Source organism: Amycolatopsis sp. lyj-90, assembly GCF_046549035.1.
GTDB lineage: Bacteria > Actinomycetota > Actinomycetes > Mycobacteriales > Pseudonocardiaceae > Amycolatopsis.
Genome location: NZ_JAJPWP010000009.1, coordinates 149,151 through 165,837, shown reverse-complemented (window position 1 = coordinate 165,837; position 16,687 = coordinate 149,151). Strand labels below are relative to the sequence as shown.

General features: G+C 69.1%; 14 protein-coding genes. 7 read left to right on the top strand and 7 right to left on the bottom strand.

Going from position 1 to position 16,687, the window contains the following annotated elements; genetic code table 11:
* Positions 1–123: 123 nt before the first annotated feature.
* Together ACLJPX_RS31940 and folC are read right to left on the bottom strand one after the other, a co-directional pair.
* Complete coding sequence (locus ACLJPX_RS31940) at positions 124–525, bottom strand: DUF4233 domain-containing protein (protein ID WP_410604180.1); 402 nt, start codon at positions 523–525, stop codon at positions 124–126.
* The gene (gene folC, locus ACLJPX_RS31935) at positions 522–2,198 is read right to left on the bottom strand and encodes a bifunctional tetrahydrofolate synthase/dihydrofolate synthase (protein WP_410604179.1); all 1,677 of its coding nucleotides are present in this window, start codon (positions 2,196–2,198) and stop codon (positions 522–524) included. Before folC ends, ACLJPX_RS31940 begins: the two co-directional genes overlap by 4 nt.
* 70 nt (positions 2,199–2,268) lie before the next feature.
* Here folC and ACLJPX_RS31930 point away from each other — a divergent pair, with 70 nt between their 5' ends.
* Both ACLJPX_RS31930 and ACLJPX_RS31925 read left to right on the top strand, forming a co-directional pair.
* Positions 2,269–2,898 (top strand): class I SAM-dependent methyltransferase, encoded by a 630-nt coding sequence (locus ACLJPX_RS31930; RefSeq protein WP_410604178.1) that lies wholly within the window; start codon positions 2,269–2,271, stop codon positions 2,896–2,898.
* A gap of 107 nt (positions 2,899–3,005) precedes the next feature.
* Positions 3,006–3,881 (top strand): SGNH/GDSL hydrolase family protein, encoded by an 876-nt coding sequence (locus tag ACLJPX_RS31925; protein ID WP_410604177.1) that lies wholly within the window; start codon positions 3,006–3,008, stop codon positions 3,879–3,881.
* 70 nt (positions 3,882–3,951) lie between these two features.
* Here the strand turns inward: ACLJPX_RS31925 and ACLJPX_RS31920 are convergent, their stop codons facing one another.
* On the bottom strand, positions 3,952–6,585 hold the full coding sequence (locus ACLJPX_RS31920) for a valine--tRNA ligase (RefSeq protein ID WP_410604176.1): 2,634 nt from the start codon (positions 6,583–6,585) through the stop codon (positions 3,952–3,954).
* A gap of 106 nt (positions 6,586–6,691) precedes the next feature.
* On the opposite strand from ACLJPX_RS31920, the gene ACLJPX_RS31915 reads away from it, so the two are divergent.
* The 5 genes from ACLJPX_RS31915 to ACLJPX_RS31895 all read left to right on the top strand — a co-directional run bounded on the left by ACLJPX_RS31915 (position 6,692) and on the right by ACLJPX_RS31895 (position 12,921).
* Positions 6,692–7,675 (top strand): hypothetical protein, encoded by a 984-nt coding sequence (locus ACLJPX_RS31915; RefSeq protein WP_410604175.1) that lies wholly within the window; start codon positions 6,692–6,694, stop codon positions 7,673–7,675.
* A 29-nt stretch (positions 7,676–7,704) separates the two neighbouring features.
* Positions 7,705–8,028: a hypothetical protein gene (locus ACLJPX_RS31910; RefSeq protein ID WP_410604174.1), complete on the top strand. Its 324-nt coding sequence runs from the start codon at positions 7,705–7,707 to the stop codon at positions 8,026–8,028.
* Between the two features lie 43 nt (positions 8,029–8,071).
* On the top strand, positions 8,072–10,387 hold the full coding sequence (locus tag ACLJPX_RS31905; RefSeq protein WP_410604173.1) for an FdhF/YdeP family oxidoreductase: 2,316 nt from the start codon (positions 8,072–8,074) through the stop codon (positions 10,385–10,387).
* On the top strand, positions 10,384–11,946 hold the full coding sequence (locus ACLJPX_RS31900; protein WP_410604172.1) for an SMI1/KNR4 family protein: 1,563 nt from the start codon (positions 10,384–10,386) through the stop codon (positions 11,944–11,946). The genes ACLJPX_RS31905 and ACLJPX_RS31900 overlap by 4 nt, the downstream gene beginning before the upstream one ends.
* 87 nt (positions 11,947–12,033) lie before the next feature.
* Entirely contained in the window at positions 12,034–12,921 is an 888-nt protein-coding gene (locus ACLJPX_RS31895) for a hypothetical protein (protein ID WP_410604171.1), read from the top strand.
* Positions 12,922–12,924: 3 nt separating this feature from the next.
* On the opposite strand, the gene ACLJPX_RS31890 is transcribed toward ACLJPX_RS31895, so the two are convergent.
* The 4 genes from ACLJPX_RS31890 to ACLJPX_RS31875 are packed head-to-tail and all read right to left on the bottom strand — an operon-like array spanning position 12,925 to position 16,638.
* Positions 12,925–14,331 carry an LCP family protein gene (locus ACLJPX_RS31890; RefSeq protein WP_410604170.1) on the bottom strand — a complete coding sequence of 469 codons (1,407 nt, stop codon included), beginning with the start codon at positions 14,329–14,331 and terminating at the stop codon, positions 12,925–12,927.
* A 48-nt stretch (positions 14,332–14,379) separates the two neighbouring features.
* Positions 14,380–15,138 carry an SDR family NAD(P)-dependent oxidoreductase gene (locus ACLJPX_RS31885; protein WP_410604169.1) on the bottom strand — a complete coding sequence of 253 codons (759 nt, stop codon included), beginning with the start codon at positions 15,136–15,138 and terminating at the stop codon, positions 14,380–14,382.
* A 13-nt stretch (positions 15,139–15,151) separates the two neighbouring features.
* Positions 15,152–15,280 (bottom strand): hypothetical protein, encoded by a 129-nt coding sequence (locus ACLJPX_RS31880; protein WP_255355414.1) that lies wholly within the window; start codon positions 15,278–15,280, stop codon positions 15,152–15,154.
* Positions 15,277–16,638 (bottom strand): OFA family MFS transporter, encoded by a 1,362-nt coding sequence (locus ACLJPX_RS31875; RefSeq protein ID WP_410604168.1) that lies wholly within the window; start codon positions 16,636–16,638, stop codon positions 15,277–15,279. Before ACLJPX_RS31875 ends, ACLJPX_RS31880 begins: the two co-directional genes overlap by 4 nt.
* Positions 16,639–16,687 lie beyond the last annotated feature (49 nt).

Below are 16,687 nucleotides of genomic sequence, written 5' to 3'. Positions count from 1 at the left end.
TTCGGTGTCATCAAGCTCCGAGAACGGAACGGGCCCCTCGACTCCCGCACCCCACCTTCACCCTGGTCACGCCTAGGTAGGCAAATACCGGTCCGCTCTAACCGCCCTTACCACTCACGAGGCCTACTGCTGCGGTTGCTGCTGCTGACTCGGGAGCGTTCCGGCCGCCATCCGCCTCGCCACATCCCGGCGCAGCCACAGCAGCCACAGCCAGAACCCGAGGAAGATCACCCCGAGGATCGCCACGGCGGGCAGCGCCACGAAGAACGCGATCAGCGCGACCTGCAAGACCAGTACCGCGGGCACCGCCCAGGGCTTCTTCAGGAAACCGCACAGCACGATCAGCGCGATCGCGATCGCGATCGTCGACCAGCCGGTGACCGAACCGACGCCGCCGCCGAGTTTCGCCACCACCGGCAGCGCGAGCGCGACGGTGATGCCCTCCATGATCAGGGAACCGGCCATCACGCCCCGGAAGGACTTCATCGGGTCCTTGGCCGGCGGCTTCGGGGTCTCGTCGGTCACGCCGGCTCCTTACCGAACAGGGTCCTGGCTTCGCCCGCGGTGACGACCGAGCCGGTGACCAGCACGCCTCCGCCCGCCAGGGGTTCCTCGGGGTCGTCGCTCTGCTCGACGAGGCCGATGGCCGTCTCGATCGCGGCGTCCAGGCTCGCTTCGGCCACGACGCGATCTTCGCCGAAGATCGAGATGGCGATGTCGTTGAGTTCGTCGAGCGGCATCGCGCGCGGGGACGAGTTCTTGGTGACGACGATCTCGGAGACGACCGGTTCCAGGGCGTCCAGGATGCCGCGAGCGTCCTTCTCCGCCATGACGCCGACGACGGCGACGAGGCGGCGGAAGGCGAATTCTTCGGCGACGGTGGTGGCGAGCGCCTTGGCGCCGTGCGGGTTGTGGGCGGCGTCGAGCAGCACTGTCGGGGCTGCGCGGACGCGTTCCAGCCTGCCGGGGGTCTCGACCTCGGCGAAAGCCTCACGGACCGCTTCGACGACCAGTTGCCTGTCCTTGCCCGCGCCGAAGAAGGCTTCGACGGCGGCGAGCGCGAGCGCGGCGTTGGCCGCCTGGTGCGCGCCGTGCAGCGGCAGGAAGATCTCGTCGTAGACGCCGCCGAGGCCCTGCAGCTTCAGCATCTGCCCGCCGACGGCGATCTCGCGTTCCAGCACGCCGAACTCACTGCCCGCGCGGGCGACGCTCGCGTCGACCTCGACGGCGCGTTCCAGCAGGATCTTCTGGACTTCGGGGTCCTGGTCGGCGATGACCGCGACGCTGCCGGGCTTGATGATCCCGGCCTTCTCGACGGCGGCCTTGGCCGGATCGCCGCCGAAGTACTCGACGTGGTCGACGCCGATCGGCGTGATGACGGCGACGTCGCCGTCCACGACGTTCGTGGCGTCCCAGGAGCCGCCGAGGCCGGTTTCGACGACCGCGGCCTCGACGGGCGCGTCAGCGAAGGCCGCGAACGCCATCCCGGTGAGCACCTCGAACTTGCTCATCGGCACCGCGTCGGGTCCGCCCGCGTTGTCGACCATGGTCACGTAGGGCGCGACGTCGCGGTACAGGTCGACGTACGCGGCGGCGGAGATCGGGGCCCCGTCGAGCGCGATCCGCTCGGTGACCAGCTGCAGGTGAGGGCTCGTGTACCGGCCGACGCGCAGGCCCATCCGGGTCAGCAGCGCGTCGATCATCCGCGTGGTCGAGCCCTTGCCGTTGGTCCCGGCGACGTGCACCACCGGATAGCCGCGGTGCGGTTCGCCCATGAGGTTGACCAGGGCCGCGATCCGGGCCAGTGACGGCTCGATCTTGGTCTCGGGCCAGCGCAGGTTCAGCTCGGCCTCGACCGCGAGCAGTTCGCGGCGTGCCTGCTGCCCGTTGGGGTCGGCCGGGGCGAGGTCGTCGCCCTGATCGTCCAGTTCGTGCAGTTCCAGGTCCTCCGGGGCGGCCAGGTCCGGCACGGGTCCGAGCGCGAGGTTGTCCCCCAGCTGCCCGATCCCGCCGATCCCGCCGCCCGCGCCGCCGCCCGCCTGGTACGCGGCATCGGGGGCGTCCAGATCCGGGTCGGTGTCGTCGGACGGATCGTGGGCGCGTGCCCCCAATTCGTCGACGCCGGCGAAACTGTCCAGATCTGCCAGGTCCGGGGATTCTGCGAACTCTTCAGAATCCCGGCCGTCACCTCGCGGCACGAACTCTCCTCTTAGTGTTACTCCCTGTCGGAGCGAGTCTACGTGCGGCTTTTGCTGGCACTCTCGACGCATGGGGTTCAACCACAACGACCACTACCACCCGCTGCTGCTCGACCAGCTGCCGCCAGGTCCGGGGGTGGCGCTGGAGGTGGGCTGCGGCAGCGGACGGTTCGCCAGGCGGCTCGCGGCGACCGGGATGCACGTCGAGGCGATCGACCGGTCCGGGCCGATGGTCGACCTCGCCCGCGCCGCCGGTTCGCCGGGTCCCGGCACGATCTCCTACCGGCAGGCCGACGTCTCCACCGAGAAGCTGCCGGGAGAGGCGTACGACTTCATCTCCTGCCTCGCGTCACTCCACCATGTCCCGTTCGAAACGGTCACGAAGCTGCGGGACGCGCTGGTCCCCGGCGGGGTGCTGGCCGTGCTCGGTCTCGGCAAGCCCAGTACGCCTTCCGACTACGCCCGCGCTCTCGTCGCCTCGCCGGTCAACGCGCTGGCCAGGGTGGTCGTGTACGCGGGCGAGCGGCTCAACGGCGGGATCGATCCGCTGCCGGCCGCGCCGATCAAAGAGACGTTTCCGCCGATGAACCGGATCCGGCGCGACGCGGCCCGGCTGCTGCCGGGGAGCAAGGTGCGGAATCTGCTCTTCTTCCGCTATCTCCTGGTCTATCGCAGGCCGGAAGACGATCACCCGATGTGACACCCCAAGCGGGTGAAGCTCGCGCCCGACCACCCGATCGGCGGCGCCGACGGGGGCGGATCCGGTTCATTTTTGAGGGGCCAACCAGTCCGGAGATCGGGGTCCTCATGCGCTTCAGACGCGTCCTGTTCGCGGCCGTCTCGACCGTCGTCCTGCTGATCGCCTCCACCACGGCGGCCACCGCCGCCGAGCGGTCCTACCGGAATTACGTCGCGCTGGGTGATTCCTACACGTCCGGACCGCTCATCCCGCTCCCCCGCCTCGACCCGCTGTTCTGCGGGAAGTCGACGCAGAACTACCCGTCGATCCTCGCCGCGGCGCTGCGGGTCCGCTCCTACACCGACATCAGCTGCGGCGGTGCGGACACCACCAACATGACCCAGTCGCAGAGCGTGATTCTCGGCAGCAATCCACCGCAGTTCAGCGCCCTGCGTGCGAACACCGACCTGGTCACCGTCGGCATCGGCGGCAACGACTACGGCGTCTTCGGCGCGCTGGTCGGCACCTGCCCGTCACTGCGCGCGAGCGATCCCACCGGGAACCCCTGCCAGGACAAGTTCACCGTCGGCGGCGTCGACACCATGAAGGCCAAGATCGCCGACACCGGCAAGAACGTCGAGAAGGTGCTGGCCGGGATCCACGCCCGCTCGCCGCGGGCCGACGTGCTCGTCATCGGCTACCCGCGGATCGCGCCGGAATCCGGCTACTGCCCGAAGATCCTGCCCTTCGCCGAGGGCGACTACGCGTGGCTCAACAGCGTCGAGAAAGCGCTGAACTCGGCGATCGGGAAGGCGGTCGCCGAGGACGGCAAAGCGTCCTTTGTGGACACATTCGGCCCGTCCGCCGGGCACGACGCCTGCGCGCCGAACGGGGCCGCGTGGATCAACGGGCAGCACACGAAACTGCTCGCCGCGGCGGCTTACCACCCCTATCGCACCGGGATGGCTGGCGTGGCCGGAGTGATCCTCCGCCACCTCCGCTGAGCCTCCCCGCGTGCTATGAAAGGCCCGTTACTTGCAAATTTTGCAAGTAACGGGCCTTTCATAGCATTGGTCAGGAGGCGGGAAGCGTCGCCAACCGGGCGTTGATGCGCTCGATGTCGGCCACCGCGGTCTCCTTGCGGGCCCGGATCTTGCCGATCACCGGCTCCGGTGCCTTGCCGATGAAGGCCTCGTTGCCGAGTTTGGCGTCGGCCAGGGCCAGTTCCTTCTCCGCCACGCCGAGGTCCTTCTGCAGGCGCTTGCGCTCCGCGGCGACGTCGATCGTGCCGGACAGGTCCAGTTCGACGGTGACGACACCGGCCGACAGCCCGACTTCCAGCGACGCGCTCGGCGCGAAGCCGTCCTCGGGCGCGGTGAGCCGGACGAGCGAGCGGATCGGCTCGTCGTGCCCGGTGATCTCGGCGAAGCCGTCGCCGGACAGCCGCGCGGCCACCTTCTGGCTGGGCTTGAGGCCCTGGTCCGCGCGGAACCGGCGGACCTCGGTGACCAGCTTCTGCACGTCGGCGATCCGCTTGTCCGCCACGGCGTCGGCGTACGAGGCGTCGGCCACCGGCCACGGGGCGATCACCAGCGACTCGCGGCCGGTCAGCGCCGTCCACAGCTTCTCGGTGATGAACGGGATGAACGGGTGCAGCAGCTTCAGCACCGTGTCGAACACGTGCCCGAGCACCGCGCGCGTCGCCGTCACGCGGGCCTCGTCACCCTGGAAGACCTGGACCTTCGACAGCTCCAGGTACCAGTCGCACAGCTCGGTCCAGGTGAACTGGTAGAGCGTGTCGGTGGCCTTGGCGAACTGGTAGTCCGCCAGGTAGCCGGTGACCTCGTCGACGACGTTGCCGAGCCTGCCGAGGATCCAGCGGTCGGCCTCGGTGAGTTCGGCGGCGGGCGGCAGCGGGGCGTTCGCGTCCGCGCCGTTCATCATGGCGAACTTGGTGGCGTTCCAGAGCTTCGTGGTGAAGTTCCGGGAGCCCGCGACCCACTCTTCGCCGATCGGCACGTCCGTGCCCGGGTTGGCGCCCCGGGTGAGGGTGAAGCGCAGCGCGTCGGTGCCGTAGCGGTCCATCCACTCGATGGGGTCGACGCCGTTGCCCGCCGTCTTCGACATCTTCTTGCCGTACTGGTCACGGACCATGCCGTGCAGCGCGATGGTCTTGAACGGCGCCTCGCCGGTGGCGTAGAGGCCGAACATCATCATCCGCACGACCCAGAAGAACAGGATGTCGTAGCCGGTGACCAGCACCGACGTCGGATAGAACTTGTTCAGGTCCGGGGTCTTCTCGGGCCAGCCGAGGGTGGAGAACGGCCACAGGCCCGAGGAGAACCAGGTGTCGAGGACGTCCGGGTCCTGGGTCCAGCCCTCGCCCGTGGGCGGCTCCTCGTCCGGTCCGACGCAGACGACCTCGTCGTTCGGGCCGTACCAGACCGGGATGCGGTGGCCCCACCACAGCTGGCGCGAGATGCACCAGTCGTGCAGGTTGTCGACCCAGTCGAAGTAGCGCTTCTCCAGCTCCGGCGGGTGGACGTTCACGCGGCCGTCGCGCACCGCGTCACCGGCGGCCTTCGCGAGCGGGCCGACCTTGACGAACCACTGCAGCGAAAGCCGCGGCTCGATCGGCTCCTTCGACCGCTCGGAGTGCCCGACGCTGTGCAGGTACGGGCGCTTCTCCGCGACGATGCGGCCCTGCTCGCGCAGCTTCTCCCGCACCGCGACGCGGGCCTCGAAGCGGTCCATGCCGTCGAACTCGGTGCCGGTGCCGTCGATCCGGCCCTGCTCGTCCATGATCGTGATCATCGGCAGGTCGTGACGCTGGCCGATCTCGAAGTCGTTCGGGTCGTGCGCGGGGGTCACCTTGACCGCGCCGGTGCCGAACTCCGGGTCGACGTGCTTGTCCGCGACGATCGGGATCCGGCGCCCGGTCAGCGGCAGCTCGACCTCGGTGCCGATGAGATGCGTGTAGCGCTCGTCGTCCGGGTGCACCGCGACGGCGGTGTCGCCGAGCATCGTTTCCATCCGGGTGGTGGCCACGACGATCGCGTCGTCCCCGTCGCCGTAGCGCATGGAGACGAGTTCGCCCTCGACCTCCTCGTGCTTCACCTCGGCGTCGGACAGCACCGACCGCAGCTCCGGCGACCAGTTGACCAGCCGCTCGGCGCGGTAGATCAGGCCGTCGTCGAAGAGCTTCTTGAAGATCGTGTTGACGGCCTTGGACAGGCCGTCGTCCATGGTGAACCGCTCGCGGGTCCAGTCGACGCCCTCGCCGAGGCGCTTCATCTGGGCGAGGATCTTGCCGCCGTGCTCGTTCTTCCACTGCCAGACGCGGTCGACGAAGGCCTCGCGGCCGAGCTCGCGGCGGCTGGTGCCCTCGGCGCGGAGCTGCTTCTCGACCAGCGCGTGGACCGCGATGCTCGCGTGGTCCATGCCCGGCAGGTACAGCGTCTCGTCGCCGAGCATGCGGTGGTAACGGGTGCTGGCGTCGATCAGGGTGTGCTCGAAGGCGTGCCCGATGTGCAGCGAACCGGTCACGTTCGGCGGCGGGATGACTACCGTGAACGGCGGCTTGTCCGACGTGGGGTCGGCCGTGAAGTACCCGGCGTCTACCCAGCGCTGGTAGAGCGAGGCTTCTTCGTCGGCCGGGTTCCAGGCACCCGGTAGGTCGGTCTGCTGCGGCTGGGCGTTCTCGGTCACATTGTCAAGTCTACGAACCCCCTCCAGTGAGTTCGTCACCGGCCGTAACGCTCGCCGTCCCCTGCCGATGAGGATTTGTCACAACGCACTGGGGAGAGGCATTTTCGTGGAAGATCGGCGCCTGGAGACACATCCGGACCTGATGGATCCGGAATGGCGCAAGCAGGCCGAACGCGAAGCCCGGATCGGCGCGAAGAAGGACCGCAAACGGATACCGAAACCGAGGTCGCGCCGACGTTTCCGGATGTCCCGCCGGGGTCGCGTCCTGACGCTGTTCCTCGTCGTGACCGTGGTCGTGCTCGGAGCCGGGGCGGTCGTCATGCAGCAACTGCGGGGACGCGACGCCGGATCCGGACAACCTCCGAGAGCGGCTCCGGTGGCGATCGGCGTCGACCTCGCCCGGCCTTACGAGCGCACCCCTGCCGTGAACTGGCGAGAGGGGCTAGCCGGGATCACCGTGCCGGCGGGGCAGCCGGTCGGCGACTTCACCGCGCAAGAGGTCGACGCTGGATTTCGGACGGTGACGCAGGCCATCGCGGCCGCACGGCTCGGCACCTCGGCGCTGCGGGCCGGCGACGGCTCGGAGCTGCTCGCCCTGCTGACCCCCAACGAGCGCGCCCGGCTCGAACCGACGCTCAAGGGCCCGGTCACCGCCGAGAAGGGCAATTACCTGACCCTCATCGGGCCGAAAGGCCTGCTTCCGGTGACCCCGCGGATGACCGGCTTCCTCACGGTGAAGCCCGGTCGCCAAGGTGAGCTGATCATCCACGCGAGTTACGCGATCGCTTACGCCTTCGACGCGCTCCCGAACGAGGCCAGGACCCCGGCGGACATCGTCCCGCTCGTCCGCGAGGAGCAGGACTACGTGATCCGCAAGGCGCCGCCGTTCGAGCAGGCCGACGCCGGGCTCGGTTTCGGGGACGGCGAGGCCTACAAGACACGCATGGCCTGTGACGCGGCCAAGGCCGGGATCCTCGCACCCCAGTACGCTGACAAGGACAGACCCGTCGGCGTCGGCGCGCCCGTCGTCGACGAAGTCGCCACCTACGACCCGACGAAGCCCCTGCCGTCGCTGGAAACCTGCAAGTAGCAGGCCGAACCCTGGGGAAAAGGACCGAGATGGACGAAGAGGACCGGCGGATCGAGACCCATCCGGACCTGGTCGACCCGAACTGGCAGAAGCACGCCGAACTGGACGCCTGGCTGGGTGCGAAGAAGGAACTCAAGAAGAAGCGCCGCAAGCAGCGCAAGGCGGCGGCCTCCGGTGGCGGTTACCGCGAGCCGGGTTCGAGCCGGTGGCCGGGCATCGCCGCGATCGTCGGCCTGATCGTGCTGGTCCTGGCCGCGGTGACGGTGAACGCCGTGCAGGAGCGCGGCGTCAACGAGACGCCGTGGTTCCCGCTGGACGAGTCGCAGATCACCCGGCTCGTCACCGACGCCTGACCCCTCGGTCGCGCGCCGGGGCGGCAAGGCGCACGATGGTGGCATGACCCGCGAAGCACCCGCGAACGACGTTGACGAGACACAGCTCGAGGTCGGGAAACCGAAGAGCTGGGCGGCCGGGATCCCCGGGGTCGCCGTCTCCCTGGTGCGTGGCATGGAGCAAATGGGCGCCGCGCGCACGGTCAAGACGCTGCGCCTGCTGAACCAGCGCGACGGCTTCGACTGTCCCGGCTGCGCCTGGCCCGAGCCGCGCGAGGTCGACGGCGAGCACCGAAAACTCGCGGAGTTCTGCGAGAACGGCGCGAAGGCCGTCGCCGAGGAGGCGACCAAACGCCGGGTCGGACGCGAGTTCTTCGCCGAGCACTCCATCCAGGAACTGTCGGGGAAGACCGACTACTGGCTCGGCCAGCAGGGCCGGATCACCGAGCCGTTCGTGCTGCGCGAAGGGGCTTCGCACTACGAACCGATCTCCTGGGCCGACGCCTTCACCCTGGTCGCGGACGAGCTCCGTGCGCTCGGGGACCCCAACGAGGCGATCTTCTACACCTCCGGGCGCACCAGCAACGAGGCCGCGTTCCTCTACCAGCTGCTCGTGCGGTCCTACGGCACCAACAACCTCCCGGACTGCTCCAACATGTGCCACGAGTCGTCCGGCGCCGCGCTCGCGGCCACGACCGGGATCGGCAAGGGCTCGGTGACGCTCGCCGACATCCACAAGGCGGACCTGATCGTGGTGGTCGGCCAGAACCCGGGCACCAACCATCCGCGCATGCTGTCCGCGCTGGAAGAGGCCAAGGGCAACGGCGCGAAGATCATGGCGGTCAACCCGCTGCCCGAAGCCGGTCTGATGCGGTTCAAGAACCCGCAGAACGTCCGGGGCGTGGTCGGCAAGGGAACCCCGCTGGCCGACGAGTTCGCGCAGATCCGGCTCGGCGGCGACCTCGCGCTGTTCCAGGCGATCGGGCATCTCCTGCTGCAGTGGGAGCAGGAGACCCCCGGCACGATCGTCGACCGCGCGTTCGTCGAGTCGTCCACCGAGGGGTTCGAGGACTACGCGAAGCATCTGCGGGAGATCGACTGGGCCGAGGTCGACACCGCGACCGGGTTGCCGCGCGAGCAGATCGAGCGGCTGGCGCGGATGATCGCGACGTCGGAGCGGACCATCTACTGCTGGGCGATGGGCCTGACCCAGCACAAGCACGCGGTGCAGACGATCTCCGAGGTCGCGAACCTGGCGCTGGTGCGCGGCATGATCGGCGAACCCGGCGCGGGCCTGTGCCCGGTGCGCGGGCACTCCAACGTCCAGGGCGACCGGACGATGGGCATCTGGGAGAAGATGCCGGAGTCCTTCATGGACGGTCTCGACGCGGAGTTCGGCATCAAGGTGCCGCGCGACCACGGCTACGACACCGTCGCCGCGATCCGCGCGATGCGGGACGGGAAGGGCAAGGTCTTCTTCGCCGTCGGCGGCAACTTCGCTTCCGCCACCCCGGACACCGAGCTGACCGAGAAGGCGCTCAAGTCCTGCTCCCTGACAGCGCACGTGTCGACGAAGCTCAACCGCTCGCACGTCGTCCCCGGCAAGACCGCGCTGATCCTGCCCACCCTCGGCCGCACCGAACGCGACACCCAGGCCGCCGGCGAGCAGTTCGTCACCGTCGAGGACTCGATGTCGCAGGTGCACACCTCACGCGGCAGGCTGGCCCCGGCCAGCGAGCACCTGCTTTCCGAGGTCGCGATCGTCTGCCATCTCGCGGAAGCGCTGCTCGGCGCTGGGCATCCCGTGCCGTGGCGGGACTTCCACACCGACTACGACCTCGTCCGCGACCGGATCGCGCGCGTCGTCCCCGGCTGCCACGACTACAACGCCCGGGTCCGCGAGCCCGACGGGTTCGTGCTCCCGAACGCGCCGCGCGATTCCCGGCAGTTCAACGGGACCGCCAACGGCAAGGCGAACTTCACCGTCTCCGCACTCGAATACCCGCAGGTGCCCGAAGGCAGGCTGCTGCTGCAGACGATGCGCAGCCACGACCAGTACAACACCACGATCTACGGCCTTTCCGACCGTTATCGCGGCATCGAGGACGCCCGGCGCGTGGTGCTGGTGAACCCCGACGACCTGGTCTCGCTCGGCCTGGCCGACGGCGCGATGGTCGACCTGGTCTCGGAATGGCGGGACGGCGACCGCCGGGCGCCGCGGTTCCGGGTGGTCTCCTATCCGACGGCCCGGGGCTGCGCGGCGGCGTACTTCCCCGAGGCGAACGCGTTGGTGCCGCTGGATTCCGTGGCGGACAAGTCGAACACCCCGGTGTCGAAGGCGGTCGTGGTGAGGTTGGAGCCGCTAGATTCCCCCTCATGAACCCTGGGGACGTCGCCGGTGAAATGGCGCGCTTACTGCACGACAGCACGAAAACGACCTTCACGAGCGCCGTGCTGCGGATCCACAACACCGGCGGCGGGTTCTCGCTGCAGGCGGAGACGGACACCGGCCGGTACCTGAGTCCCGACATGACGGCGCTGTCGGAGCTGTTCCGGCCGCTGCCCCCGTCGATCTACGAGGTCCGGCTGAGTCACACCGGGGAGTACACCTTCCTCGCGACGCCGGACGTCGGCACCATGTCACCGGCGTGGCTCGTGTTCGACGACGGCTTCCGCTATCCGGGGCATCCGCTGCCGGGTCTCCCGTTGCCCGCGCGATCCCGGCCGACCGGGGCGCCGACCGATCCGGCCGTGCTCGCCCGGATCACCGCCCTCGCCACGGAATTCGCCGGGTTGTACGAAAAGATCAAGGGCCACGCGCCGGACTGGGAGCCCGGCCGCACCGAAGCCGAACTCGCCGAGGCCGAAGAGCGGATCGGCGCGCGGCTGCCCGAAGACCTTCGCGCGCTGTTCCGGGTGACGGGCTGGGACAACGAATCGGGGCTGCTGGGCCGGTACGCCCACGATCCGCTCCCCCTGCTCGTCGAGCGCTACCTCGACGGCGCTCCCGGTTCCTACGGCTGGGAAGACCCGGTCACCGAAGAGGGCGTGGTCTTCGAGACGCGGCCCGCCGGCCGGGTGAAACGCTTGTCCCGCAACGATTGGTGGATCACCTTCGGCAGCGACCACGCCGGTGACTTCCTCGCCGCCGACCTCGACCCGGCGGAAGACGGGGAGAGCGGCCAGATCCTCGAGTACGGGCGGAACGTCTGGGGCCCCGTCCGGTACGTCGCGGCCTCGATCACCGGGATGATGGAAGAAGTCGTCCGCGCGCTGAAGGCGGGCGAGTACGACAACGACGAACCCGATTCGCCGTATCTCATCGCCGAAGCCGCCTTCCACGACGAGTCCGCCCGCGGCCACGACCAGGTGCTGACCGAGACGACGGACCTCGGCGGGGTCGCCGATCCGGAACTCGTCCAGGAGCTGTACCTCAACGACCCGGGCTCGGTGGACCTCGCGATCCTGAACCCGTTGTCGTCGTTGCGTCATCTGCGGGTCAACCGCGCCGATTCCGTCGTCGCGGACCTCTCCGGGTTCCCGGCGCTCGAAGCGGCGAGCATCGAGACCGCGAAGGTGGATCTCACCGGGATCGCCGGGCACCCCGCCCTGTGGGGTCTTTCGCTCGCCGGGGTGAAGCATCCGATCGACTTCGGCCCGCTGCTGGGACTGCCGGGGCTGATCAGACTGGGGCTGGCCGGTCTCGACGTGCCCGAGCTGGAACGCGTCGGCGAACTGGCCTCGCTGCGGGTGCTCACCCTGGACGACGGACAGGTCCGGCGGCTGCTGGACGCCGGTGTCACGCTGCCTTCGCTGGCCGCGATCGAGATCACCGGCGGGGCCTCGCTCGCGGAGATCGTGCGATTGCGCCGAAGGCTGCGTCCGGACGGCCCCGCGCCGGAGGTCATCGAGGCTTCGGGCACGCTGGCCGCACCATAGGCTGCCCGCTTGGCGGTGCCGGACGAGGCCGATCCGCGCCCACCGTGAAGGGGAAACCCGTTCACGTGCTCGCGGAAAGGCCTTGCCATGTCACGAAGATCGATCCTGCGCGGCTTCGCCGCCCTGGTCTCGCTCGTGCTCGTCGCCGTGCTCCCCGGAGCGGCCACCGCCGCTCCGGCCGCACCGCCGCCACTCCCGTTCGTCTCCCAGCTCGATCTGTCCTGCTACCGGACCGAGGGCTACAAACCACCGCCGATCACGGTCACCACGAGGCATCTCAACCCGGTGCTCGCGGGCCTGCCCACGGAAACGACCCGCCTGGGAGAACGACAGCAACTCTGTGTGCCGGTCGCGAAGAACGGGGTCGTCCCGCCGCGCGGGATCCTCGACTACGTCCGCTGGGTGGACCTGTCCTGCTACCGGATCGAAGGCGGCGCGGCGAACTTCCCGCTGACGCTGAGCCACCTGAACCCGGTCGTGCAGAAGCTGGGGATCCAGGACGCCCAGGTGACGATGCTGTCGCCGGAGCAGTTGTGCGTCCCGGTCGCGAAGAACGGGGTGCTGCCGCCGCCGGAGATCCTGTCGTTCGTCCGGCACATCGATCTCAAGTGCTACGCCCTGCGCGTCCTCGGCATCCCCGGCCAGGCCTTCCCGCTGGCGCTGGGGCACCTCAACCCGGTGCTGGCCGACCGGCCGAAGGTGGACGTCAAGGTCGGCAACACGCGGCAGTTGTGCGTCCCGGTCGCCAAACGCGGTGACGAGATCCCGCCGGTGGTGCTCAACACCGTCCAGTGGCTCGATCTGGCGAAGAGCGATGTCACGACCAGCCCGAGTGTCGTCGGCCCGCTCACGCTGAAACTGACTCATCTGAACCCGGTCCTGGCGAGCCTTCCCTCGGAGCAGGTCACCATCACCGAGCCGGTCCAGCTGGGTCTTCCGGTCGCCAAGAACGGCAAGATCCCGCCACGGGAATAGCCGTCAGTTGATGCAGCCGGTGTCGTCGGAGGTGATGGGCTGGTCGGTCCGGACCCCGGCCGCCCCACCGCCCGCGGACACGCCGGGTCCCTTGTAGACCTGTCCGAGCACGACCTGCACATGGCCCGCCGCGACGGAATCGGCCTTCTGGGTTTCCAGTCCGCCGAGCAGTTTCGCGATCTCCGTGGCGGGCCCGGACGCGTCGCTGAACCGGACGACGGAAGTCCGCCGTCCGGTCTCGGCCGTCGCCTCGCCCTTGCCGAATCCCTTTTCCGCCAAGAGATCCGCGACGCGAGCGGCGAGGCCGTCCTTGCCGCTCGCGTTGACGACGTCGACCTTGGGGCCGGCGGGTGCCTGCGGTGTCGTGGGCTGGGCGCCGATCAGCGAGGCGGCGAAGGCGCGCACCTGCTCGGGATCGACCTGCACGGCGGTCGCGGTCGGCTGCCTCGGGTTGTAGCGATAGTCGGGGTTGACCACCGGGATCGTGTCGAAGGCGATGCCGCCGCCGGAGACGCCCCGCATCTGCCGGACGAAGTCGAGCAGATCCCACGAGCCGTCGAGCACGACCGAACGTTTCACCGCGTCGATCAGTTCGGAAAGGCGAGCCGGGTTGGCGAGCGTCCCGGCGGAGAGCACCTGCTTCGCCAGCCCGGCGAGGAACACCTGCTGACGGCGGACGCGGTCGAGGTCGCTGCGGGGCAGGTCCTCGCGCTGGCGGACGAAGGCCAGCGCGTCGGCGCCCTGGATCGTCTGCTTGCCCGCCTTGAAGTTCGCGCCGGACTTGACGTCCTTGGTGTCGCGCTTCAAGCACACCTCGACCCCGCCGACGGCCTTGCTGATGTCGTAGAAGCTCTGCAGGTTGACCTCGGCGAAGTGATCGATCTTGACGCCGGTGAGGTCCTCGACCGCCTTCAGGGTCGCCTTCCGCGCGGCCGTGATCGCCACCTTGTCGATCTCGGCCTTGTCGGTCTTGCCCGCCTCGCGCTGCGCACTCGCCGAAGCGAACTTGGCGTGCCCGAAGATCCCGTTGATCTTGGTCTTGTCCTTCGTCCCCGGCTCCGAGACCCAGGAGTCGCGCGGGATCGAGAAGGCCTTCACCGCTTTTTGGCCGTTGGGGATGCGGAGCACGATGAGGGTGTCGGTCAGATCGTCGCCGTTGGCGCCCACGCGCAGCTCACGCAGCATCTCCTGGGACAGCGGGTTGCCGTGCTCGTCGGTCCGCGAATCGCGCCCGACCAGCAGGATGTCCAGTGACCCGTCGGCGGGCTGCTCCCCCGGGTCCGCCGCCCCCTCGATCACGTCTTCGCGGGTCACACCGTCCAGCGACTTCATGGTCGAGTACCCGTACGCGGTCCCGCTGAACACCGCCACCGCGAGAACGGCGACCAGGACCTTCCCCAGCTTGTGCACGTTCCTTGGACGCGCGAGGAGCCCATATTGCTGCAGAGGTGATCCACTTCACATCCGTAGATGCGACGCGCCGTTCAGGTCGAGGATCGCGCCGGACGCCCAGGCGGCTTCGGCGGAAGCGAGGTAGAGCACCGCCGCCGCGACCTCCTCCGGCGTGCCGACCCGGCCGAACGGGCTCTGCTCGCGGAGGGCCTCGCCGCTCGCGCCTTCGAGCTTGACCGCGACCCGGTCCGTGGCGGTGAAGCCGGGTGCGACCGAGGTCACCGCGATCCCGTGCGGGGCGAGCGCGACGGCGAGCGACTGCCCGAGCGAGTGCACCGCGGCCTTGCTCGCGCCGTACGCCGGGAACTCGGGCTCGCCCTTGAAAGCGCCCCGCGAGCCGATGTTGACCACCCGGCCGGGTGCGCCGCGCTCGATCATGTGCCGCGCCACGCAGTAGGTCACGTTCGCCGTGCCGAGCACGTTGACGTCGACCATCCGCCCCCAGACCCGCTGCCAGTCCGCATAGGACACCTCGGCGACCGGATGGGCCGCCGAGGGCGACGGCGCGTACGCGGCGTTGTTGACCAGGACGTCGACCCCGCCGACCAGGTCCTCGGCTTCGTCCGCGATCCGTTGCGCCACTTCGGGATCGGAGAGGTCACCCCGGACCAGCCCGTGGCCGGAACCCGGGAGCCCGCCGAACGTCCGCTCGGCGTCCTCCTGGTTCGAAGCGTAGTGAACGGCGACACGGTCGCCCTTTTCCGCGAAGGCGCGGGCGATCGCACGGCCGATGCCGCGCGATGCCCCGGTTACCAGAACTCCCACGTGCCGACCTTACTCAGCCGCCGAAGAGCTGGACCACCTTCCGGAACAGTTCGTAGACGCCGTAGGCGAACGGGAGCGCGACCCACAGCCACGCGAAGACCATCAGCCCGGTGCGTCGGCGCTCGGGAGCCTGTTCGGTCATCGGGCCTCACTCCTCGCGGGCTCGCCGGACGGCGCCGGCTCGTGGAACTTCGGGTTGACCGGCCGCACCAGCTCGTTGGCGACGAAACCGACGGCCAGCAGGCCGATCATGATGAACAGCGACGTCGTGTAGAGGTCGGGGCCGACCTTGCCCGCCGACTTCTGGCTGTCGGAGATGGCGTTGACGATCAGCGGCCCGAGCACGCCCGCCATCGACCACGCGGTCAGCAGCCTGCCGTGGATCGCCCCCACCTGGTAGGTGCCGAAGAGGTCCTTCAGGTACGCCGGGATCGTCGCGAAGCCGCCGCCGTAGAAGGACAGGATCAGCATGGCGCACAGGACGAACACGAGTTTCGAGGCGTTGGTGGTCAAGGCGATCACCAGGTACAGCAGGGCGCCCGCGCCGAGGTAGAGGCGGTAGATGTTCTTGCGCCCCACCAGGTCCGAAGTGGACGACCAGACGAACCGGCCGAGCATGTTGGTCAACGACAGCAGCGCCACGAACCCGGCCGCGGCGGCCGTGCCGACCGGCGTCGAGGTCTCGCGGAAGAAGTCCGCGATCATCGGCGACGCCTTCTCGAGGATCCCGATGCCCGCGGTCACGTTGAAGCACAGGACCACCCAGAGGAGCCAGAACTGCGGCGTCTTGATGGCGTTGCGCGCCGACACGTTCGCGGTGGTGATCATCGCGTTGCCGTGGTCGGTCTTCGGCTCCCAGCCCTTCGGCTTCCAGCCGTCGGCAGGGACCCGGATCAGCAGGATGCCGAGGGTCATGAAGACCGCGTAGACCAGGCCGTGCACGAGGAACGCCGTCGCGACCGTCCCGATCGTCCACGGCGACGCGCCGAGCATCTGAGAGGACCACGGGGAGGCGATCAGCGCGCCTCCGCCGAATCCCATGATCGCGATCCCGGTGGCCATCCCCGGCCGGTCCGGGAACCATTTGATCAGCGTCGACACCGGCGAGATGTAGCCGATGCCGAGCCCGATGCCGCCGATCCCGCCCCAGCCGAGGACGACGAGCCAGTACTGCGACGTCGCCACGCCGAGCGCGGAGATCAGGAAGCCCGAACTGAAACAGACCATCGAGACGAACATCGCCCAGCGGGGTCCGTTGCGCTCGACCAGCGTCCCGCCGAACGCCGCCGACAGCCCGAGCATCACGATGCCGAGCTGGAACGGGAGCGCGCTCTGCGTGCCGGTCAGCCCGAGCGTCTTCTCCAGCGGGAGTTTGAAGACACTCCACGCGTACGCCTGCCCGATCGACAGGTGGACGGCCAGCGCGGCGGGAGGCACCAGCCAGCGGCTCCAGCCCGGCGGGGCGACAATGCGTGAACGGTCCAGGAAGCCGACAGCCATCCGGCGCCTCCGTACTCTGGGGATGTGCACTGGGAATGTATTACTTAAT